Source organism: Erwinia sp. AC075 (assembly GCF_979253995.1).
This window is the reverse complement of record NZ_CEEDEU010000001.1, coordinates 2,466,943-2,487,261: the sequence shown is the minus strand read 5'-3', so window position 1 is coordinate 2,487,261 and position 20,319 is coordinate 2,466,943. Positions and strand designations below refer to the sequence as shown.

The following is a 20,319-nucleotide window of genomic DNA, read 5'->3' as shown; positions in this document are numbered from 1 at the left end:
TCATCATTCAGCCTGCCTGTGCCGCAGGCTGAACGGTTCCGGGAGGATCAGTACAGCAAAGAGTAGAGCTGTCTGCGGTATTTCGCCGCCAGTGCATCGCCCGTTCCCAGCGCGGCCAGGATCTCTTGCAGCATTTTGCGCGCCTGACCATTGGCCGCGCCCAAATCTTTCTTCAGGTGGGTAAACAGCAGCTCAAGCGCTTCTTCATTTCGTCCCACCTGATGCAGTTGCAGCGCCAGTTTGGTCGCCAGCTCAGCATTTTCAGGTTCCGCTTCCAGCTGTTGTTGCAGCTGTTGGATCTCCGGCGTATCGGCCGCCTGCTTCAGCAGGTCGATCTGCGCCATCAATCCCTGATAACGGGTATCTTTGTCCTGCAACGGCACGACGCTCAGCACCTGCTCAGCTTCTTCGCTGCGGTTTAAGGCAATCAGCGCTTCTGCCAGCAAGAAGCCCATTTCACTGTTCTGATTACTCAGCTGCCAGGCGTCTTTCAGCAGCGGCAGGGCATCCAGCACTTTGCCTTCATCCATTAACTGCATGCCTTCCTGCGCCTTCAGTTCTTCCGGCTTTGGCAGCACTTTTTCCAACAGCGCGCGGATCGCTTCTTCCGGCTGCGGTCCCTGGAAGCCATCAACCGGCTGGCCATTCTGGAACAGATAAACGGTCGGAATAGAGCGCAGACCAAACTGTTGCGCGACTGCCGGTTCGGCGTCGCAATCCAGCTCGGCGAGGATAAACTGACCGGCATACTCCTGCGCAAGGCGCTCCAGCACCGGTGACAGCTCCTGGCAATGCTGGCTGCGGGCAGACCAGAAGTAAAACAGTACCGGCACCTGCATCGACTGCTCTAGCGTCTGTTGCAGGTTGGTTTCGTTAATCGTAACAATTGCAGCTTGTTGTGACATGAATTTGTCTCTTTATCCGGGTTTCTTACTTTATTGGGGCGCAGCGCGGTGCTTCAAGGCTTATCGTCGCGATCCGGCTATTTCCCGCGCAAAATGCGATCCAGCATCCAGCCGGGCAGTAAACGGCGCAACAGGCTCATGCCATGGGCGACAACCGTCACCGGGTAGCGCAGGCGCGGATGCTTACTCTCTAAAGCATGGCGCAACTTCGGCAAAATTGCTTCGGGTGGCAGCGTGAAACGGGCAGCAATCCCAGGGTTCCTCACCGGTTTGTCTGACTGCCCCTGGCTGACATTATCGGTAAAGCGGGTTTTAATCGGACCCGGTTCAATCAGACTGACGCGAATGCCGCTGCCGTGCAGCTCCATCCGCAGCGCATCGGACCAGGCTTCCAGCGCATATTTACTGGCGGCATAGGTGCCGCGACCGGGTGTGGAAATCAGCCCTAAAACCGAACTGGTATTCACAATCCGCGCCTGGCCACTGGCGCGCAATGCCGGCAAAAGTAGGGTGGTCAGCTGGTGGGTGCCAAACAGATTGGTGGCGAACTGCTGTTCCATCTGCTGACGGGAAATCGACTCCAGCGGGCCATACACGCCGTAGCCGCCGTTATTAAACAGGCCGAACACGCGCCCTTCGCTGAGGGTGAGGATTTCTGCGGCGGCGCGCTCAACGCTCTCGCTGTCGTTCAGATCGAGTTGAATGCCGGTAAACCCCAGTTCATTCATCCGCGCCACGTCTGCCGGCTTACGACAGGCCGCATAAATGTGATAGCCACGACGCAGTAAATCGTTGGCGGCGACCAGGCCAATCCCGCTGGAACAGCCGGTTATTACTATGATTTTTTGCATAACTTAATACATCCTTGATTAATATGAAAAATTATTACTAATTAATGATTTAACCAATTTATGTATGCCTTCAGTATCTATGAGTTGACACTCTCTGCCGCCATTTTGTCGCCATTTAATCCGCAGTAACATCAATCATGGCCAGCGGATTTTTCGTCGTTGCGTCTTCTAAGTGATCGGGCGAAAAGTGAGCGTAAATCATCGTCATTTTGATGTCTGTGTGGCCAAGAATTTGTCTCAGCACCAGAATATTTCCGCTGTTCATCATGAAGTGGCTAGCAAACGTATGACGCAAAACATGCGTTTTCTGACCATGAGGCAGTTCAATATTAGCCATCTTAAGGACGGTATTGAACCGCTTGGTCACATCTTTAAAAAGCGCTCCCTGCTTTTTATTGATCTCGCCAAACAGCTCTTTAGTGATTGGTACGGATCGATTCTTACCGCTTTTGGTATAAGCGAAATTGATTTTGTAGGGGATGACCTGAGAACCTCTTAGGTTCAAAGCTTCACCCCATCTGCAGCCAGTGCTCAGACAAATCTTCACGATAGTCGTCAAATCGGCATTGTCATATGCCTCACAAGCCTTGAGCAGCGCGTTCACCTCGGCAATGTTCAGGAATGATAGCTCTTTTTCTTTAATCCTGAATGGCGGAACGTTCTCGATAGGATTGGGGTATTTAATATGGCCAAGTTTTTTTAACGTGTTGTATACGGAAGTGAGGTATGTGCATTCGATATTTATTGTAGATAGCGCGGCCGGTAATCTAAACCGGTTACGTTTTTTGCTAAAGACCTCACCGCTAATTCTCTTTCTTCGATATTCTGATATGTCGAAAGGGGTAAGGTCAGCAGCGATGGGATCGCCAAGAGCTTCACAAGTTCTGTTTAAATTTTGAAAGCGTAATTTCTTGTTTTTGCCGTCAGCTAGTGTGACGCCATGCAGTTCCCACCACAGTTGGATCAGTTCACTTAAGAGGCGGGTATCATCTTTCTCGCCAAGCCAGGGCTTAGCGTCAGTCTCAGACATAGTGTGCTTTTCGAACGCAACAGCCTCGCCTTTCGTTGAGAACTGCTTTCTAACCCTGCGTCCAGAACGTCCGGCAGGGTAGCATTCACACAGCCACTTACCGCTATCAAGCTTTCTAACAGACACTTGATAACCTAAGAATAAAGGGTAGTCATGATAACCTTACCAATCGGTTTGATATCATCGATGTTGCACTCAAAGGAAATTTCATCGTCACTAACTCTTAATTTTTTATTAGGCAAGCGTGAGAGTTTTCTCAGGCTGTTTGTACCTTCGATTTCAACCAGCCAAAGGCCATCAGTAATATCGTTGAATTTACTCTCTAAAATGTATCTTGCCTGATGTTCGATAAGTTGAACCGGTTCTTTGATATCACTTCTTAAGAATGACGTATCGAACAATGAAAATTTTGCATCTTCAATAAGCCCATTTACTATTTTGATATTATTGACACTAATTAGATCTGATTCTTGAGGGGTGAACATCGGTCCTTTACCAGTCATTAACCAGGATAAGGAGGCTTTAGTTTCAGCGGCGCACACGATAATCCAGTCGTATGGAAATGTATCCCTCATCCAACGGTTTCCCATGCCTCCCTTTGAGACCCCCATGTGATCGGCTAGCTGTTGTCTTTTACCGAACCCATAAGCCTCGCAAATCCTCTCAATTGCCTCTTTACCACCTTCTGTTGGCGTCAGCTGTATCCCATCTGCGAACGTTTTTATTGACATTTGATTAATGTGATCCTATTGTCTTTCGTATCCCAGGTGCGAACTGGGTGATACGCGATGTTAACTACATGCGACCTAACAGGAGAATATGCCCGATGGCGACCTTGATTTCAATTTATATCCCAAAAGCGAAACTTACCACCAAAGAGTTCGCAGAACTGCACGGTATGAAGCCTCGTACCGTTCGCTCTTGGTGTGAGAAGGGGATCCTTTCTCAGGACAAGAAGTCCCATAAGAACAGCAGAAACACTATCCATTACCTCAAATACATTGAGCGCCAAACCCGTCAGGCACTGGGACATAATCGTTTCCAGATCATCGTGGGCCGTGAACCATCCTGTACCCAATAGGGAACTTTTGAAATGTTTGATTTTCAGGTTTCCAAACACCCGCATTTTGACGATGCGTGCCGGGCGTTCGCGCAGCGTCATAACCTGGCAGATGTAGCGGTTGAAGCCACCATGAACGTGCAGATGTTGCGTAACAAACTCAACCCCGATCAAAAGCACCAACTGACCTGTGCGGATCTTATGCGGCTGACAGATGTTACTGAGGATGCAAGCCTGCTTGATGCGCTATTGGCTCAGATGCACTGTCTGCCATCTGTCCCGGTTAATGAAATGACGGCAGACAAGCTGGATATCTACGCACTGAAAGCCACGGCGGAGGTTGGCCAGCTAGCAGCATATGCAGTGTCAGGTGGTCGAATGACAGCTGGAGGTAGAAGTGCGCTTGTGACCAGCATTAATGCCGGCGTCCGTTATCTATCATTGGCAGCTCTTGCAGTGCAAGCGCGTATTCACAGTAACCCCACGTTGTCATCCACCGTAGACGCGGTAAGTGGTATCACTGCTTCTATCGGTCTGAGTTGAGGGAACTATGGCTTTTTCTGTAGCACCTCTTTTGAAGCGTCAGAATCCCTCTCCATCTTACGGAAATGGCTGGATCATGGGTGAGAAGGGCAGGCGCTGGCATCCGTCAATTTCACAGGCGGAATTACTGGCAGGTTTAACTACCACAGGGAGTAAGAGCAAATGGCTATCAATGCTGAACAAGCTATTGTCCCAATGACGGCCGGGGAACGCGTCAAAGGCCTGAGCCACATTGCAAATCTTCGTACAAAAGTTTTCGGTGAAAGCTGCGGTGACGAGCTTAAGCGGTTCATGTTTGATATGCGCGATAAGCGCGATGTGTATTTTGAAAAGAATAAGCGTGCGCTGGCCGCAATATTCTTTCTGGCAAACCTTAAGTCAGAGCGTCATGAATGTGACTTTGATGAGCTGACGAGTGATGAAAAGTACGCGCTGATAGGTGCAATGAACCATTTTCGTGCAGTCGTGAGTTTATTTCCTAAGAAGCTTTCACTACCTAATTAAGTAACCAACCGAAATTAAAGGCGTAAACCCGCCGGGCATTCTTTTGCCTTAAATCTGGAGAGAGTTAATGAGAAACATTGAAACGAAAGTAATGAAAACCACCCCTGAAGCGATCGAGTCATTGCTGAATGCTGCACGTATGGATGAGCGCCGCAATCGTGCCGCCGTCTTTTCATCCCGCCTTAATTTCCTTGCGGAAAAAATTGCCAGTGGTGCGGCGAATTCTATTGAAGCCGCTGAACTGATTCGCGAAGAAGCTGAAGAGATTCAGAAACAGGCGCAGGAGCTGCACTAATGGCTGATTCAATGGATTTAGCGCAGCAGCGCGAGGCTGAGAATCTGGCCCGCAGTCTGGCAAACGTGATCAATCGCCCTGTGAAGATTAGCGCGTTCTTCTGTGAAGAATGCGAAGCACCGATCCCCGAAGAACGCCGCAAGGCACTAACTGGCGTGACGCTGTGTGTGACCTGTAAACAAGTTGAGGAGCTACACGCTTCTCATTTCAGAGGGGCGTCTGTATGAACACCGTGTTGAAGTGGGCTGGCAGTAAGTCACGCATCATGGCTGAGATTAATAAACACTTGCCGGCGGGTGATCGCCTCGTTGAACCTTTCGCGGGTTCATGTGCTGTGATGATGAACACTGATTATTCGGCGTATCTGGTGGCGGACGTTAATCCAGACCTGACTAACCTTTATCGTCAGATTAAAGATAACTCTCAGCAGTTCATTATTTTGGCATTCCGGGCATTTGCGGAAAATCGCACGCAGGAAAGTTATTACTCAATCCGCGAAGCATTTAATCATCATCTTGGGTTGCCATTGCTGGAACGCGCGGCCTATTTCCTTTATCTGAACCGCAATGGCTATCGCGGCATGTGTCGCTATAACCAGAAGGGCAATTTCAATATCCCCTTTGGTAATTACACAGAGCCGTATTTTCCGCTGGAAGAAATCAAAGCCTTTGCAGAAAAAGCAAAACGGGCAACGTTCATTTGTGCTGATTTTACTGAAACGCTGAACATGCTTAAAGCTGGCGATGTGGTTTATTGCGATCCTCCTTACGATGACACTTTTGGGGATTATCACAGCGGAGGCTTTGGAAAAGATAAACAGTATGAGCTGGCATCTGTCCTGAGTGATGTGGCTACCCGCCATCCGGTCATCGCTTCCAACAGCCACACCCGCCTGGTTAAAAGCCTCTATCGCCAGTTTGACCTTCATCAGATTACCGCCCCGCGCAGCATTGGCGTAGCCGCTGGTAAAGGTAAGAGCGCTGAAGAACTTATCTGTGTCAGCCGTCCGATAGGGACGCAGGTTAAACATGCCAACCCGGCTGTATTCCCCGGCATGGAAAAAGGTGCTTTAGCATGACCGCCTATTACAACGAATTTGACCCTTTTGCAGCGCAGTGGCTGCGTAACCTCATTGAAGCGGGCCTGATTGCGCCCGGCATTGTAGATGACAGGAGTATTAATGATGTCACAGCAGCAGACCTTAACGGATTCACGCAGTGTCACTTCTTTGCCGGGATCGGTGGCTGGAGTCTCGCACTGCGCCTCGCCGGTGTGCCGGACACTTACCCATTGTGGACAGGTTCCCCCCCATGCCAGCCGTTCAGCGTTGCTGGAAAGCAACTCGGACAGCTCGATGACAGACACCTCGCGCCAACTTTTATGCAGCTCGTTGACCAGTGCCAGCCTGCAATCCTCTTTGGCGAGCAGGTTGCGGCAGCGATTGGAAAACACTGGCTCGATGATTTATTCGCTGAGCTGGAAAGACAAGGTTACGCCTGCGGGGCGTCCGTACTGCCAGCGGCAAGCGTCGGTGCCCCGCACAAAAGAGATCGACTGTTCTTTGGCGCTGTCCGCATCTTGGCCCACTCCGACACACAGCAACGTGAAAGCAGCGATCCGCGACCCGGAGAAAATAAAGAGCCGCAAGGAAAAGGGAAGTCAGCAGAATTTGCAGGACCTGGCGCAGCTGGCGAGTTGGACGACGGCCAGCCATTCGGACGGCAAGCGGGGAGGTACTGGGATAACTCCGGGGATGACGGGAAGCAGCCTGCCGCAGCAGGTGAAAATTGCAGCGTGGCCGACACCGACAACACGCGACTACAAGGACGGGAAAGAATGCCTGAACGTGCCGATCAACAGCTTGCTGGGGCGGGCTGTGTGGATGGCATCCTGGAATACACCAACGACAAATCGTTATGCGCAGCCGGACACGGAACGCGGGATAAGATCATTAGCCGGGCAGGCAAAGCATCTACCCCGGCCAGTCCGCATAACAGCTTCTGGTCAGGTGCTGACTGGCTCGGCTGCCGGGATGGAAAATTCCGGCCAGTTGAATCCGGCTCATTCCCGCTGGCTTATGGGGTTCCCGCCAGAGTGGGACGCCTGCGCGGTTATGGAAACGCGATAGTACCGCAGGCTGCTGCAGAGTTTATTAAGGCTTTTACTGCGGCCTGTGGTGAACACAATCATGAATGAGAATTACGCTTACCCGTGGAACGCGCCACGGGAAGCTATAGCCAGTCCCTATCTTACCTATGAGGAAATCCAACGCCGTGATCAGCTGATCGCGGCTGTTTCGCATGCGCGGGAGTTACTGGAAGCCCAGCCCGCCCTTGTCCGTATTGATGTTAACCGCCGTTTGTCCGAACTGGAGAAAGAGCATGGTGTTCTGCGGGCCAATGCCTACTTAACGAAAACCTTCGTAGAGCGGACATTGCCACGCCTTGAACTGGTAAACGCGCAGTATCGCCTGGGTGAAATGAACCAGGGCACATTTACGGCGCTCACTGAGAATGCTGGAGATAACAGCCGGGCTGCTACTGCTGCCGGCACATTATGGGAACTGATGAGAAGGTTTAACCGCTTGCCGGAAATGGCCCGTACGGATGTTGATCTGCTGGCTGGCGATGTTGCCAGTTTTCTTCTCGCTGAACTGGTGCAGGCACATGGCCAGGGCAGCGACGAATCAGATTATAAGTACACTCACCGCATCTACATGATAGCGGCCACCATTACGCGGGAGCTGAAGCAGACCCCGCCGCTTTGGGAGAAAGTAACCTCTCGCCTGTTTGATCCCGAAGAAGTGACGCCGGCCATTATGCGTATGCAGACGGAAAAATGGTGGAAAGGCCGCTTGCGCCGTATAGCTGCTTCATGGCGCGAACATCTTCAGATCGCCCTTGCTAACGTCAGCAAAAAACACACCCCTTACGCCAGCAGCATGACGGTTATCGAATGGCGTGAGCAGAAGCGTCGCACCCGCGAATTTTTAAAGGGACTGGATTTGGAAAACGAGGAAACCGGGGAGCGCATAAGCCTGATCGAAAAATTCGACGGCAGCGTGGCAAATCCGTCTATTCGCCGTGGTGAGCTGATGAACCGCATTAGCGGCTTTGAAAAAATCTGTAATGAGATGGGTTACGTAGGCGAGTTTTATACTGTGACCGCCCCATCCCGCTATCACGCAACAATCAAAACCGGTCACCGTAACCGCAAATGGAACGGAGCCAGCCCCGCTGATACGCAACGGTATCTCTGTAACGTCTGGCAGAAAGTACGCGCGAAACTTCATCGTGAAGACATTCGCATTTTTGGCATCCGTGTTGCTGAGCCTCACCATGACGCAACGCCGCACTGGCACATGCTGATGTTCATGCTTCCTGAGAATGTTGAAAGGGTCGGCCAGATTCTGCGTGATTACGCTTATCAGGAAGACAGCAGCGAGCTTGCCACTGACAAAGCCAGAAAGGCACGATTCCATGCTGAGGCCATCGATCCGGATAAAGGCAGCGCTACCGGTTATATAGCTAAGTATATTTCCAAGAATATCGACGGTTACGCTCTTGATGGCGAACTGGATGACGAAAGCGGTAAAGAGCTTAAAGATACTGCGCCTGCCGTTTCGGCCTGGGCTGCACGTTGGCATATCCGCCAGTTTCAGTTTATTGGTGGCGCGCCAGTGACGGTGTTTCGTGAGCTTCGCAAAATGGCAGATAGCGAAACTGCACACGGGTTGAGTGTTGAGTTTGGTACGGTCCATGATGCGGCTGACGGCGGAAAATGGGCAGAGTATGTAAATGCTCAGGGTGGCCCGTTTGTTAAGCGTGAAGATTTGGTGGCGCGTAACTGGTATCAAACAAGCCAGGACACTAACGAGTACGGAGAAGAAATCACGCGCATTCAAGGGGTCTATGCTCCTTCAGTCGGCGACGACACGCCTATTTTAACCCGCCTTACCAAGTGGAAAATTGTTTCAAAAATCGCCGTTGATTTGGGGGTTGACCTTAAGGGTGCGAATGCGCCCTCTCGGAGTTCTGTCAATAACTGTACGGGGAGATCGGGATCTGAGGATCTGACGAAACCGGAAATTATGCCTGATTTGGACTTTGGAAGTATGAGCAGAAAGGAACGGCGCAAGCAGTTGACCAGAATACGTTCCGAACAGCCTCAAAAGTCAGCCAAAGTGTTCAAGCGATCGGATAAGAAAGAGTCCGCCTGCATTCGTGTGATTGAACAAGTGCGTGATCTCAGTGGCGAAGTTATCAGCCGCGGACTTGCATCACGTTTGGTTGATGGAACTGAAACGCGTATTGGCGGGATGTGGTTCAGCAGTACTGCACAAGGTGAGCTGTTACGGCCCCGCAAGAGAACTAGGGCAAAAGAGTTACTTACCAGATTTCATCTACTTGCGGAGAAGCAGAGAGGTAAACCTATGTAATCAAAAAGGCTCAGGTTAATCCTAGTAAAGGGTAAAAATCGTTTCACATTTGATGAGACTTTATATACTGTACATGCATACAGTATTTGCTTTGGGGAGGGAGAATGAAAGATTTTTACATGGAGTCTATTCGGCTGCAGCGCATTGATTTGATTACACGTTCATTGGTCAACGATCTCTACAATGATGACGACAAAGAAATTGCTATGGTCTGGGTAGCTGAGATGTTCACTGGGATTGTGGATGAGATTCGAGACCAGAAGAACGGCGTAAGAAAGAAGGTAGGAGAGGGCTAGAATTCAGATGTTAAACCGTAACGGCAGCTTTGAAAAAGATGGTGACGTATGGCCAAGCGCGACGACAATTATCAGATAATCTATCGCGGTGACTCACTCACAAAATACGTTCCTGGCGGATGGGTTTTCTTCCAACGCCCAAAGAAGAACGGGGGAGGTTACTGGTTAGGTAAGACTATTGATGGCGCTTTCATGTTCGAGTTACCAGAGCCTGTTTCACTTTCACGAGGTCTTTTATATCTTCAACAGCTATCTTCAGACGTGACGGAAAATCTGCCAGCTGACGATGACTTTTCCTTGTTATAGCTGATGCTTGGGCAGTGCATGCCTATGCTGCATGAGATCGCATGATCCCGCGAGGATCGTTTTACCTGAAGCCCGCCAGCAATGGCGGGCTTTTGCGTAGGTCATGCAGTGCATGAAAACCACTTCATAAAGCGGGCAGGCGTGGCGGGGGTACGAGCGCGCGCAGTGACTTCCATACACCCAAAATGTAGAGTATTATTAAAGAAAAATTAAGGATAATCCGATGTTAAAGTATTGGGTTTCATGGGGGTGCTTGTTTGTATTGCTCATGACTATCATTGGTTCAGTTCCATTTTCTCCTATGGAGAAATGGTGGTTTACTGCCAATTTCATGTCAAATGTTGGCATCATCAAAGCATTATTATCAGTGTTTATTTTGTGTCTTGTGGCATACCTACTTCTAGTAGGAGCCGCGCACAAGCGTTATTCTTTCAAAGTTGAACAGTTAAGCTTTGGTGGTATTAATGTTCTATTTGATAATTCCGACATTTTGTTCAAGAAATCAATAAAGAATTATTTTGATACGAAGCGCACCGTTTTTAAAATTAATCCAAATTATGATGCCTTTGATGAAGTGTTGAACTCTTATTTCGAATGTTATAACTTCATTAGAAGTGAAATGAAAATACTTAATATCAAGAGAAAAAGAGATAAAGATCTTTACTTGATTTCCAATGAAGCCCTTAAAACGCTCAATGATTTTTTGACACAACATCAAAATAATTACAGGCGGTGGCATAAATTTATATCTGAAAAGGATTGTGTGCAAACGCAAGATCAAGATTCAGAAGGTAAGATTATCTCCTTATCCTACCATTTGACCCCTATCGGCACAATTCAAACACATTATTACCATTTTGCTAAGATTGTTGAGGGTTTTATGGATGTGAATGATTTTTTCAAAAAATCTTTTGCTATTAAATTTGAAATAGAAATTGAAAAATGGGAGTAGTGATGCACAAGACTTTTCTAAGTTATCATCATGCGAATGAGCAAGACCTCAAAGATGATCTTATTGAGAAATTTGGGGGGGAGTCATTTATAGATAAATCTGTTAGTGATGGGGATATAAGTACAACTATCAGTGAAGAAAGTATCATGAGAAAAATCCGTGAGGAATACCTTGAAGATTCTACTGTTACTGTGGTTTTGATTGGTAGGGAAACAAAGCAAAGAAAATTTGTTAACTCAGAAATACAAGCTTCCTTATGGGGTGATGGTTATAATGGGCTAGTGGGAGTCATTCGAGATGATCTTTACGATAGCATCTTTTCTCCTGCCACATGCTCTGATACGAGTTGTGGGTGCTCAATGGGTCTGAGAACTCCAGGTGTCGGTTATGATTTATATCTTCCATACCTTGTTAAGAAAAATCATGTTTATGAAAAAACAGTGCCACATTATAATGATAGTGATGTCTTTTGCTCTTTGGTGAGGTTTTCACAATTTGTAGTTAATCCTGAATATTTTATAGATCAGGCATTCGACAAAAGAAAAGCTATGGTTCCTGCTGCAAAAAGAAATTCCGCAGAAGTTCCAGCAATTAGAAGTAATTCACTGTTTGGATTTTGAATGAGTAAAGGAACTCCATTGAAATGGGGTTCCTTTTTCATAGTCTAAATATCATTTACTCTAATGAGTACAGTGTAAAATTGATTACGTCATCACCAATCCAATGATTAAGTTCTTCTAACCGTTTCTGTATGGGAATTAGTTCGTTCCTTACAAACACCCGACTAGCCTTCTCAACATCACCAAATCCCCCAACATTACTTGGCATGATTCCCATCATCTGAGGCGGTACTCGGTGCGCGGCCATCATGTCATCGCGGCTAACGTTCTTGATGCTAAGGAATTCATCCTTTGCCGCCACCTCTGACAGCGGGATGATCTGAATGCCGTCCTTCTTACCGTTCGGCGAATACATAAACAGGTTACGGAAGTTGCCCGGCCCCTTGGCTCCTTTCATTGCGGTGCGGATATTGTTCACGTCCTCCTGGCTCTGCGCCGGGTCTGTCATATACATGATAAAGCCCGCGTGGCTGCCATTCATGTAGTACTTGCGGCGGAACAGGGTGGCCGACTCATTCAGGAGCGTGGACGGAATGGCTGACAGGTACTCCGGCAGACCATAAACCTCCTGGTTCAGATCCGGTTCCATCAGGTGAAAAATGCTGCCTTTGGTGAATTCATACGGCTGCGATGTCAGGCCGTACTGCACAAACCAGTAGGTGTCTAAGTCGGTGCCTCGCCGGGTGAACTTTGCCAGTGCAGGCTCCAGCGACAGCACGCCGCCCAAACGGTTAGTGCGCTTTTCCAGATAGGCATTACCAAACACCAGATAGTCCTGAACAAAGCGGCTGAACGCCTGCTGGCTCAGGAGCGGGTGCGGGATAAAGGTACTGGTCAGGATGTTGCGCTTAACTGAAATCGGCGAGCTGTGGTGAACGGCCGCGCGAAACGTACGCGCCAGCCCGTCAAAGCTCACTGGCGGCTCATACCACTTATCCATCACTACGCATTCGACGTAATCCAGCAGTTCCCGCCGGTCCAGCACCGGCACCGGATCGCCAAAGGTGAACGCCTCCGCGTGCGGCTGTTGCGGTGCGCTGGCCTGAACGGTTCGGGTAATGGCCTGCTGGCCGCTGCGGTTCCTGCGTTTGCTCATTAAAAAATCTCCACGATGTTGCTGGTGTGTGCGGCTTCACCCTGAAGCGGCTCATTGGAAAGGGCGTGCATGGTTGCCCAGGCTAAATCGGCGTGGCTGGCTTCTTCGCTGCGGCTGGCTTCATAGGTCGGACGGTTGCCGCTGGCGGTAGTGGCCCGGCGAATAGCCATGAATGACTGCGCGATGTCGGTGTGGCCCGCGTCGAACTCCAAGCGGCGGTGGCTGATGATGTCGTATGCCTTAAGCACCAGGGCGTTTTTCACGTTCGGGTTATACACAAACTCTTTTACCGCCGGGAAGAACATCTTCACGTTCTCATAGACGCCATGCCCCACGCCGGTGGAATCAATGCCGATATAGGTCACGTTGTACTGGCGGGTAAGCTCTTTGATGGCATCGGCCTGCGCGCGAAAGTCCATGCCGCGCCACTGGTGGCGCTCCAGAATGCGGAACTTGCCGCCCGGAACGGAAGGGGGCGCAATCACCACGCACCCGGCGCTGTCGCCGTGCTGCGTACCTTTGGCCGGGTCGTATCCGATCCAGACTTCACGCCAGCCGAACGGACGCAGCGCCAGCGCCTCAAAGTCCTGCCAGACTTCCCAGCTGTCCACCATGCAAGCCTGCAAATCGGCCAGCGGGAACACGGACGCGAGGTCGTCGATAAACTCACACATCAGCAGGTTCTGATATTCCGGCGGGCTGTACTCCAGGCGCAGCTGGTCGATATCAAACAGGTTACAGCCGCCGCGCACCGCATCCTCAACGGTGACAATCTGGCGGAACTGGCCGTCATCGCAGAACTTACCCGGCGAAAGAAAGCCGTGCGTCAGGTCGATGTCCACGCGATCCGTTTTGGCGCGGCCCCGGTTGAACAGGGCACCGGACCAGAACGGGTAAGCGCTGTGCGTCAGGCTGGACGGGGTGGAGAAATAGGTCTGCCGCCACTTTTTGTGCAGCGCCATACCGGATGCCACCTTGCGCAGCTCCTGGAATCTCGGGATCCAGAAGTATTCATCCAGATAGAGGTTTCCGTGATAGCTCTGCGCGGTACGGGCGTTGGTGCCAAGGAAGTACAGGCACGCGCCGTTACTGAGCGTCATCGGGTCGCCCTTCAGATCCACGTCCACCTCACGGGCAAACTCAATGATGTACTGCTTAAAAACGTGCGCCTGCGCCTTACTGGCTGACAGGAAAATCTGGTTACGGCCGGTGGTTAGCGCATCAATCAGCGCTTCACGGGCAAAGTAGAAGGTTGCGCCAATCTGACGGGACTTCAGAACGTTGCGGATACGGTGCCTGTTGCCCGCTTCCCACCAGTTGCGCTGATAACCGAACATCGAACCGTGGAAAACCTCCTGCAGCTTTTCAATCTGTTCGTCGCTGAAGACGTTTTTCTCAGGCGGCTTACGCGGGCCGCTGTTACGGTTGGCCACCTTCGGGTTCAGATCCGACTCATTCCCGCCGTTGCTGAACTTATCGATGCGGGCGTGGCGCTCGGACTGGCGCGCCAGCAGGTCAATCTCCTTGAAATCCTTCCCTTCTTTCTGCTCCTTCATAATCAGCTGGCAGTAACGTGCTGCGGTGGTCAGCTGCATCTGATCAAGCGGGCCGTAGTCGCCCCACTTGTCGCGCTTCTTCCAGCTGTGAACGGTTGCGGGTTTCTCTCCCAGCATTTCAGCAATGCGGGCGATGCGGTATCCCTGAAAGTACAGGATAAGAGCCTGTCTGCGGGGATCGAGGTCTGCGGGCGTCAGTGTCGTATTCATTGCCCCAAAATACGGCCCTGACGCCGCCTTTTCTGCCGCATCTGATTGTGTGGTTCCCCCCACAATGCCAGCCCGTTGTTTCAGACCCCCCATCACCGCAAACATAAGGCCTCACAGAGTTATTTCTCAACGGAGCCTGGCTCATGACGGTAAAAGCAAAACGTTTTCGTATCGGGGTGGAAGGTGCCACCACGGACGGACGCGAAATCACGCGCGAATGGCTGGTACAGATGGCCGCCGCGTATAACCCGGAGTTGTACACGGCCACTATCAACCTTGAGCACATCAAGTCTTACTCCCCGGACAGCACGTTTAACCGCTACGGCAAAGTGACGGCGCTGGCGGCTGAAGAAATCAAGGATGGGCCGCTGGTCGGAAAGATGGCGCTGTATGCGGATATCGAACCGACTGACGGTCTGGTGGCGCTGGTTAAGCTTGGCCAGAAGCTGTTCACCTCAATGGAAATCAGCCCGAAATTTGCCGACACCGGCAAGGCGTATCTGATTGGCCTGGCAGCCACTGACGATCCGGCCAGCCTGGGAACGGAAATCCTGTCGTTCAGCGCAACGGCCACGCGTAATCCGCTGGCAAACCGCAAGCAGTCACCTGAAAACCTGTTTTCCGCCGCCGAAGAAGCGGTTATCGAACTGACGGAAGCCCAGGACGACAAGCCGTCCCTGTTCACCCGCGTTACCGCGCTGTTCAGCAAGAAAGAGCAGTCCGACGATGCGCGCTTTTCTGACGTGCATAAGGCGGTGGAGCTGGTTGCCACCGAGCAGCAGAGCCTGAGCAGTCGCACGGATGAAGCGCTGAGCGGGCAGGCCGGACGGCTGAGCCAGCTGGAAACGGAGCTGCAAACGCAGCAGACCGCTTTCTCTGAGCAGGTGGCCGCATTTAACGAACTTCAGGCGCAGCTGAGCCGTCAGGACAGCCGCACCGATTATCGCCAGCGCGCGCCGGGCGGTGACGTACCGGCTGGCGGCCTGACCAATTGCTGATGGAGCAACAAACCCGATGAAACAGAAAACCCGCTTTGCCTTTAACGCCTACCTGATGCAGCTGGCCCGCCTGAACGGCGTGGAGGTCGTTGACCTGTCGAGCAAATTCAACGTGGAGGCGTCTGTGGCGCAGACGCTGGAAGACCAGATCCAGCAGTCGGCCGCATTTCTCACCAACATCAACGTGATCGGCGTGGCCGAGCAGTCCGGCGAGCTGCTGGGGCTTGGCGTGGGCAGCACCATTGCTGGTACCACCGACACCACCGCGAAAGACCGTGAGCCAACCGATCCAACGGTAATGGCGGGCGTCGAGTACAAGTGTGAGCAGACCAATTTCGATACGGCGCTGACCTACGCGAAGCTGGACATGTGGGCCAAGTTCCAGGACTTCCAGGTGCGTATCCGTGACGCGATCATCAAGCGTCAGTCGCTGGACCGCATCATGATCGGCTTTAACGGCGTGAAGCGCGTCAAAACCTCCAACCGCGCAGAGAATCAGCTGCTGCAGGACGTGAACAAGGGCTGGCTGCAGAAGGTGCGTGAGGATGCGCCGGATAACGTGCTGGGCAGCACCACGGCAGAAGACGGCACTACTACTGCCGCACCGGTGAAGGTGGGCAAAGGTGGCGCTTACGCCAACCTGGACGCGCTGGTGATGGATGCGGTCAATGAGCTTATCGATCCGATTTTCCAGGACGATGACGAGCTGGTTGTTATCTGTGGCCGTGAGCTGCTGTCTGACAAGTACTTCCCGCTGGTCAACAGCGATCAGGCCAATACGGAAAAGCTGGCTGCTGACCTGATTATCAGCCAGAAACGCATGGGTGGCCTTCAGGCAGTCCGCGCGCCGTACTTCCCGGCCAATGCGGTGCTGATCACCCGCCTGGATAACCTGTCCATCTACTGGCAGGAAGACACCCGCCGCCGTTCGGTTATCGACAATCCGAAACGTGACCGCATCGAAAACTTTGAGTCGGTCAACGAAGCCTACGTTGTTGAGGATTACCGCTGCGCCGCGCTGGTAGAAAACATCACCATCGGGGACTTCTCAGCCGTGGCACCGGAAGCAGGGGAGTAACCCATGAGCCTGAGTCCCGCACGGCAACACCGCCAGCGCATTCAGGCCGAACAGGCCGCCCGTCAGGGCGGCAGCGTTCGCCATGAAAAAGGCTATGACCTGATGCTGATGCAGCTGGGTGAAGACCGCCGCCGCCTGAAGGGCATCCAGTCCACGGTTAAGAAAGCGGAAATCAAGCTGGAAGTACTTCCCAAATATGCCGCCTGGGCGGAGGGCGTGCTGGCCGCTGACGGTACGCGTCAGGATGACGTGCTGATGTACGTGATGCTGTGGCGTATCGATGCCGGGGAATATGCCGGTGCGCTTGCTATTGGCCGCCACGCACTGAAACACGGCTGGGTTATGCCTACCGGCTTTAACCGGAACGTGCAGACGCTGCTGACGGAAGAAATGGCCGATGCCGCCAAAGCCGCCCTTCTGGCCGAAATCCCGTTTGATGCTGAGCTGCTGATGCAGACGCTGGACATGATCGATGGCCTGGATATGCCTGACCAGTCACGCGCCCGCCTGCACAAGTCGCTTGGCTACGTGCTGCGCGAAAGCCAGCCCGTTTCGGCCCTGAATCACCTGAAACGCGCCATGCAGCTTGACGACAAATGCGGCGTGAAAAAAGACACAGAGCAGTTGGAGCGGAAACTCCGCAACGCCAGCTGATAACCGGACGTGCCAACGCGCGGGGCGGCACGGGGTGGCGACAGGCATTGCCGCATCAAAACCCCGTCCACCGCCCGACTAATTCAGGAGTACCACGGCAATGACAATGCAGTTTGTTGCGCCAGAAAAGGCGTCGGATACGCCGGAAATTATCCTCAACAACTCTTTCTGGCCGGATATCGATCTGGCGGGCTTTCGCGCGGCGATGCGCGTCGACGGCACGGTTACCCCGGCCCGCCTGCGTCAGGTCGTTCTGACTGCGATGTCAGAGGTGAATGCGGAGCTTTATGGCTACCGCGAACGGCAGGAAATCAGGGGTTTCAACAGCCTTGCGGACGTGCCGTCAGAAAAGCTGGCCGGGGAAAGCCAGCGCCTGCATCACTACCGAAATGCGGTCTGGTGCTGGGCGCGGGCGGTGCTGAACGAGCGTTATCAGGACTTTGACGCCACGGCAGCCGCCGCAAAACGGGGGGAGGTGCTGGACGATGCCAGTGGTGACCTGTGGCGCGATGCGCGCTGGGCGATCAGCCGGGTGCAGGATATGCCGCACAACATTGTGGAACTGATCTGATGAAAGTGCGTGCGCTGCAGTATGACACGGTGGACGCACTTTGCTGGCGTCACTACGGGCGCACGCAGGGCGTGACGGAGCAGGTGCTGCAGGCGAATCCGGGACTGGCCGAACATGGCCCGATTTTACCTCACGGCCTTGAGGTTGAGCTGCCGGACTCTGCGCCTGCTGCCACCTCTCAGACCGTTCAGCTTTGGGACTGAATCATGGCGGAGAAAATCAGCACCGTTATCACCTGGTGCATTGCAATTCTGATGGCGTGGCTGGGCGATCTGTCGCTCAAGGATATTTCAACGGTGGCCGGATTGCTGGTCGGGATCCTGATGGCGTTCATCAGCTGGTACTACAAACGCAAGACCTACCAGCTGCTGGCCAGCGGGCGTATCAGTCGGGAGGACTATGAATCTGCAACTCGTTAAGCGTTGCGCCGTGGGTGTGGTGCTGACAATTGCCGCCACGCTGCCCGGCTTCCAGCAGCTGCACACCTCGGTTGAGGGGATGCGGCTGATTGCGGACTATGAAGGCTGCCGCCTCAGTCCCTATCAGTGCAGCGCGGGCGTCTGGACAGACGGGATCGGAAACACCCACGGCGTGGTGTTGGGAAGGACAATCACGGAGCGGCAGGCGGCGGGGAATTTCATCACCAACGTGTTGCGGGTCGAAAGCGCGCTGGCGCGCTGTGCCGGGGTGGTGATGCCGCAAAAGGTGTATGACGCGGTGGTGTCTTTTGCGTTCAACGTCGGCACCGGCAACGCCTGCACTTCCACGATGGTGAAGCTGTTGAAAGCTGAGCGCTGGCGCGATGCCTGCAATCAGCTGCCGCGCTGGGTGTACGTCAGAGGCGTGTTCAATCAGGGGCTGGATAACCGCCGCGCGCGTGAACTGGCCTGGTGCTTAAAGGGTGTCGGTACATGATGCGCCTGGTGGTCATGATTATGGCTCTGCTGATTGCGGCGCTGGGCTGGCAGTCTTGGCGGCTGAATAACGCCAGCCACACGATTGAAAGCCAGGGCAAAGAACTGAACAGTAAAAAGCAGGCGCTGACGCAGAAGAACAGCCAGCTGATTGCCCTGAATATCCTGACGCAGACCAGCAGCCAGGCGCAGACGCAGCTTTATGCCGCGGCTGAAAAAAATAATACGCTGCTGCGTGACAGGCAGCGGCGGATTGAGGAACTGAAGCGTGAAAATGAAGAACTTCATATATGGGCTGATTCCCTTCTGCCTGATGCTGTTGTCCGGCTGCGCGCAAGACCGGCCATCGCCGGAGGTGAATCTTACCGTGAGTGGCTGTCCCAAAATCACCCGGTGCCACCTGGGGCCGTCAGCACCCCGAAGTAATGGCGAGCTGCTGGCCGCACTGGATGACGCTGAAGCCGCCTGGGCGAACTGCGCCGATAAGGTGGACACCATAGTGACCTGTCAGGAAAAAGACGATGAACAAGCCGCAATCCTTACGAAAAGCCCTGAATGATGCAGTGCCATACGTGCGCGAAAATCCTGACCGGCTCCATCTGTTTGTGGATAACGGTTCGCTGGTTGCCACGTCAGCAACTTCCGTTTCGTGGGAGTATCGTTACACGCTGAACATCGTCATTACGGACTTCACCGGCGATCAGAATCTGCTGATGGCACCCGTCCAGTTCTGGCTTCGCGATAACCAGCCTGACGCGCTGCAGAATACGGCAGAGAGGGAAAAGCTGTTTACGTTTGAGGTGGATATTCTTGGTAATGACCGCTGCGATCTGAGCCTGAATCTTAAGCTGACCGAACGGGTGATCGCCCGCGAGGTGGATGGCGTGATGCAGGTGGAGGCCGTGCCGGAGCCTGAGCAGCCGGACGAATTCTGGGCATTACATCAACATGGATAATTTGCAGCAGGTTGATGCCTGGCTGGCCGCGCTGCTGAATCAGCTGGAACCCGCCAAACGTTCACGGATGCTGCGCGAGGTGGCGCGGAACGTGCGCATAATTCAGCAGGCGAACATTACCGCACAACGTGCGCCGGACGGAACGTCATGGGAGCCTAAGCGCGTGACGGCCAGAACGAAGAAAGGCCGTATTCGGCGTAAAATGTTTACGAAGCTTAAAACGGCGAAGTACCTAAAAGCGCAGGCCAATGCTAATCAGGCTGAGGTTTTTTTTACCGGACAGGTTCAGAGGCTGGCCCGCGTTCATCATTATGGACTGCGGGACAAGGTGAACCAGCGCGGTACTGAAGTGAAGTATGCAGAACGCCCATTAATAGGGGTGAATGGAGTTGTTGAAGAAGCGGTGAGGGGCACTTTAAAACGCTGGCTTGAAGAATGAATTTATCATTACAAATTAACTAAATTATGAAAAATTAAATCTAATGT

Annotated in this window: 30 protein-coding genes; 24 read left to right on the top strand and 6 right to left on the bottom strand. The window is 52.5% G+C overall.

The window, feature by feature from the left end; genetic code table 11:
• Window positions 1–47: 47 nt before the first annotated feature.
• The 4 genes from AC0IXH_RS11845 to AC0IXH_RS11830 form a co-directional block, all read right to left on the bottom strand.
• The gene (locus AC0IXH_RS11845) at window positions 48–905 is read right to left on the bottom strand and encodes a co-chaperone YbbN (RefSeq protein WP_471720481.1); all 858 of its coding nucleotides are present in this window, start codon (window positions 903–905) and stop codon (window positions 48–50) included.
• 77 nt (window positions 906–982) lie between these two features.
• Window positions 983–1,756 carry an SDR family oxidoreductase gene (locus AC0IXH_RS11840; protein WP_134823621.1) on the bottom strand — a complete coding sequence of 258 codons (774 nt, stop codon included), beginning with the start codon at window positions 1,754–1,756 and terminating at the stop codon, window positions 983–985.
• A 115-nt stretch (window positions 1,757–1,871) separates the two neighbouring features.
• Window positions 1,872–2,912: a phage integrase gene (locus AC0IXH_RS11835; RefSeq protein ID WP_471720480.1), complete on the bottom strand. Its 1,041-nt coding sequence runs from the start codon at window positions 2,910–2,912 to the stop codon at window positions 1,872–1,874.
• Window positions 2,913–2,920: 8 nt separating this feature from the next.
• The gene (locus AC0IXH_RS11830; protein ID WP_013201106.1) at window positions 2,921–3,517 is read right to left on the bottom strand and encodes a phage repressor protein CI; all 597 of its coding nucleotides are present in this window, start codon (window positions 3,515–3,517) and stop codon (window positions 2,921–2,923) included.
• A gap of 95 nt (window positions 3,518–3,612) precedes the next feature.
• Here AC0IXH_RS11830 and AC0IXH_RS11825 point away from each other — a divergent pair, with 95 nt between their 5' ends.
• The 13 genes from AC0IXH_RS11825 (at window position 3,613) to AC0IXH_RS11765 (ending at window position 11,800) form a co-directional block, all read left to right on the top strand.
• Window positions 3,613–3,867 (top strand): MerR family transcriptional regulator, encoded by a 255-nt coding sequence (locus AC0IXH_RS11825; protein WP_013201107.1) that lies wholly within the window; start codon window positions 3,613–3,615, stop codon window positions 3,865–3,867.
• A 12-nt stretch (window positions 3,868–3,879) separates the two neighbouring features.
• The gene (locus AC0IXH_RS11820; RefSeq protein WP_471720479.1) at window positions 3,880–4,389 is read left to right on the top strand and encodes a phage regulatory CII family protein; all 510 of its coding nucleotides are present in this window, start codon (window positions 3,880–3,882) and stop codon (window positions 4,387–4,389) included.
• Between the two features lie 7 nt (window positions 4,390–4,396).
• Window positions 4,397–4,588, top strand: a complete 192-nt coding sequence (locus tag AC0IXH_RS11815; protein ID WP_151038075.1) for a phage filamentation protein Fil family protein — start codon at window positions 4,397–4,399, stop codon at window positions 4,586–4,588.
• Entirely contained in the window at window positions 4,552–4,893 is a 342-nt protein-coding gene (locus tag AC0IXH_RS11810) for a DUF5347 family protein (protein ID WP_053143659.1), read from the top strand. Before AC0IXH_RS11815 ends, AC0IXH_RS11810 begins: the two co-directional genes overlap by 37 nt.
• 67 nt (window positions 4,894–4,960) lie before the next feature.
• Window positions 4,961–5,188, top strand: a complete 228-nt coding sequence (locus AC0IXH_RS11805; RefSeq protein WP_053143662.1) for a DUF2732 family protein — start codon at window positions 4,961–4,963, stop codon at window positions 5,186–5,188.
• Window positions 5,188–5,415, top strand: coding sequence for a TraR/DksA family transcriptional regulator (locus AC0IXH_RS11800; RefSeq protein ID WP_338570667.1), 228 nt, complete (start codon window positions 5,188–5,190; stop codon window positions 5,413–5,415). The genes AC0IXH_RS11805 and AC0IXH_RS11800 overlap by 1 nt, the downstream gene beginning before the upstream one ends.
• Entirely contained in the window at window positions 5,412–6,266 is an 855-nt protein-coding gene (locus AC0IXH_RS11795) for a DNA adenine methylase (RefSeq protein WP_471720478.1), read from the top strand. Before AC0IXH_RS11800 ends, AC0IXH_RS11795 begins: the two co-directional genes overlap by 4 nt.
• Window positions 6,263–7,384 carry a DNA cytosine methyltransferase gene (locus AC0IXH_RS11790; RefSeq protein ID WP_471720477.1) on the top strand — a complete coding sequence of 374 codons (1,122 nt, stop codon included), beginning with the start codon at window positions 6,263–6,265 and terminating at the stop codon, window positions 7,382–7,384. The genes AC0IXH_RS11795 and AC0IXH_RS11790 overlap by 4 nt, the downstream gene beginning before the upstream one ends.
• A complete protein-coding gene (locus AC0IXH_RS11785) occupies window positions 7,377–9,626 on the top strand; it encodes a replication endonuclease (RefSeq protein ID WP_471720476.1) in 2,250 nt (749 codons plus the stop codon). Before AC0IXH_RS11790 ends, AC0IXH_RS11785 begins: the two co-directional genes overlap by 8 nt.
• 104 nt (window positions 9,627–9,730) lie before the next feature.
• Window positions 9,731–9,922 carry a hypothetical protein gene (locus tag AC0IXH_RS11780; RefSeq protein ID WP_338570658.1) on the top strand — a complete coding sequence of 64 codons (192 nt, stop codon included), beginning with the start codon at window positions 9,731–9,733 and terminating at the stop codon, window positions 9,920–9,922.
• A gap of 48 nt (window positions 9,923–9,970) precedes the next feature.
• On the top strand, window positions 9,971–10,228 hold the full coding sequence (locus AC0IXH_RS11775; protein WP_471720475.1) for a hypothetical protein: 258 nt from the start codon (window positions 9,971–9,973) through the stop codon (window positions 10,226–10,228).
• Window positions 10,229–10,451: 223 nt separating this feature from the next.
• A complete protein-coding gene (locus AC0IXH_RS11770) occupies window positions 10,452–11,180 on the top strand; it encodes a hypothetical protein (RefSeq protein ID WP_471720474.1) in 729 nt (242 codons plus the stop codon).
• Window positions 11,181–11,182: 2 nt separating this feature from the next.
• A complete protein-coding gene (locus AC0IXH_RS11765; RefSeq protein WP_471720473.1) occupies window positions 11,183–11,800 on the top strand; it encodes a TIR domain-containing protein in 618 nt (205 codons plus the stop codon).
• A 55-nt stretch (window positions 11,801–11,855) separates the two neighbouring features.
• Here the strand turns inward: AC0IXH_RS11765 and AC0IXH_RS11760 are convergent, their stop codons facing one another.
• Window positions 11,856–12,896, bottom strand: coding sequence for a phage portal protein (locus AC0IXH_RS11760; protein ID WP_471720472.1), 1,041 nt, complete (start codon window positions 12,894–12,896; stop codon window positions 11,856–11,858).
• Window positions 12,896–14,662, bottom strand: coding sequence for a terminase ATPase subunit family protein (locus AC0IXH_RS11755; RefSeq protein WP_471720471.1), 1,767 nt, complete (start codon window positions 14,660–14,662; stop codon window positions 12,896–12,898). The genes AC0IXH_RS11760 and AC0IXH_RS11755 overlap by 1 nt, the downstream gene beginning before the upstream one ends.
• A gap of 143 nt (window positions 14,663–14,805) precedes the next feature.
• Between AC0IXH_RS11755 and AC0IXH_RS11750 the strand changes: the two genes are divergently transcribed.
• From AC0IXH_RS11750 to AC0IXH_RS11700, 11 genes are all read left to right on the top strand, one after another.
• Window positions 14,806–15,660 (top strand): GPO family capsid scaffolding protein, encoded by an 855-nt coding sequence (locus tag AC0IXH_RS11750; protein WP_471720470.1) that lies wholly within the window; start codon window positions 14,806–14,808, stop codon window positions 15,658–15,660.
• A gap of 16 nt (window positions 15,661–15,676) precedes the next feature.
• A complete protein-coding gene (locus AC0IXH_RS11745) occupies window positions 15,677–16,738 on the top strand; it encodes a phage major capsid protein, P2 family (RefSeq protein ID WP_471720469.1) in 1,062 nt (353 codons plus the stop codon).
• A gap of 3 nt (window positions 16,739–16,741) precedes the next feature.
• Window positions 16,742–17,392, top strand: a complete 651-nt coding sequence (gpM, locus tag AC0IXH_RS11740) for a phage terminase small subunit (RefSeq protein WP_471720468.1) — start codon at window positions 16,742–16,744, stop codon at window positions 17,390–17,392.
• 106 nt (window positions 17,393–17,498) lie between these two features.
• Window positions 17,499–17,963 carry a head completion/stabilization protein gene (locus AC0IXH_RS11735; RefSeq protein WP_041692225.1) on the top strand — a complete coding sequence of 155 codons (465 nt, stop codon included), beginning with the start codon at window positions 17,499–17,501 and terminating at the stop codon, window positions 17,961–17,963.
• Entirely contained in the window at window positions 17,963–18,166 is a 204-nt protein-coding gene (locus tag AC0IXH_RS11730) for a tail protein X (protein WP_053143687.1), read from the top strand. Before AC0IXH_RS11735 ends, AC0IXH_RS11730 begins: the two co-directional genes overlap by 1 nt.
• 3 nt (window positions 18,167–18,169) lie before the next feature.
• On the top strand, window positions 18,170–18,382 hold the full coding sequence (locus tag AC0IXH_RS11725) for an HP1 family phage holin (protein ID WP_053143689.1): 213 nt from the start codon (window positions 18,170–18,172) through the stop codon (window positions 18,380–18,382).
• On the top strand, window positions 18,363–18,878 hold the full coding sequence (locus AC0IXH_RS11720; RefSeq protein ID WP_471720467.1) for a lysozyme: 516 nt from the start codon (window positions 18,363–18,365) through the stop codon (window positions 18,876–18,878). The genes AC0IXH_RS11725 and AC0IXH_RS11720 overlap by 20 nt, the downstream gene beginning before the upstream one ends.
• On the top strand, window positions 18,875–19,303 hold the full coding sequence (gene lysB, locus AC0IXH_RS11715; RefSeq protein ID WP_471720466.1) for an Rz-like lysis system protein LysB: 429 nt from the start codon (window positions 18,875–18,877) through the stop codon (window positions 19,301–19,303). The genes AC0IXH_RS11720 and lysB overlap by 4 nt, the downstream gene beginning before the upstream one ends.
• On the top strand, window positions 19,191–19,436 hold the full coding sequence (gene lysC / locus AC0IXH_RS11710; protein ID WP_471720465.1) for an Rz1-like lysis system protein LysC: 246 nt from the start codon (window positions 19,191–19,193) through the stop codon (window positions 19,434–19,436). Before lysB ends, lysC begins: the two co-directional genes overlap by 113 nt.
• A complete protein-coding gene (locus AC0IXH_RS11705) occupies window positions 19,399–19,833 on the top strand; it encodes a phage tail protein (RefSeq protein ID WP_471720464.1) in 435 nt (144 codons plus the stop codon). The genes lysC and AC0IXH_RS11705 overlap by 38 nt, the downstream gene beginning before the upstream one ends.
• Window positions 19,826–20,272, top strand: a complete 447-nt coding sequence (locus AC0IXH_RS11700) for a phage virion morphogenesis protein (protein ID WP_471720463.1) — start codon at window positions 19,826–19,828, stop codon at window positions 20,270–20,272. Before AC0IXH_RS11705 ends, AC0IXH_RS11700 begins: the two co-directional genes overlap by 8 nt.
• The last annotated feature ends 47 nt before the right edge of the window (window positions 20,273–20,319 follow it).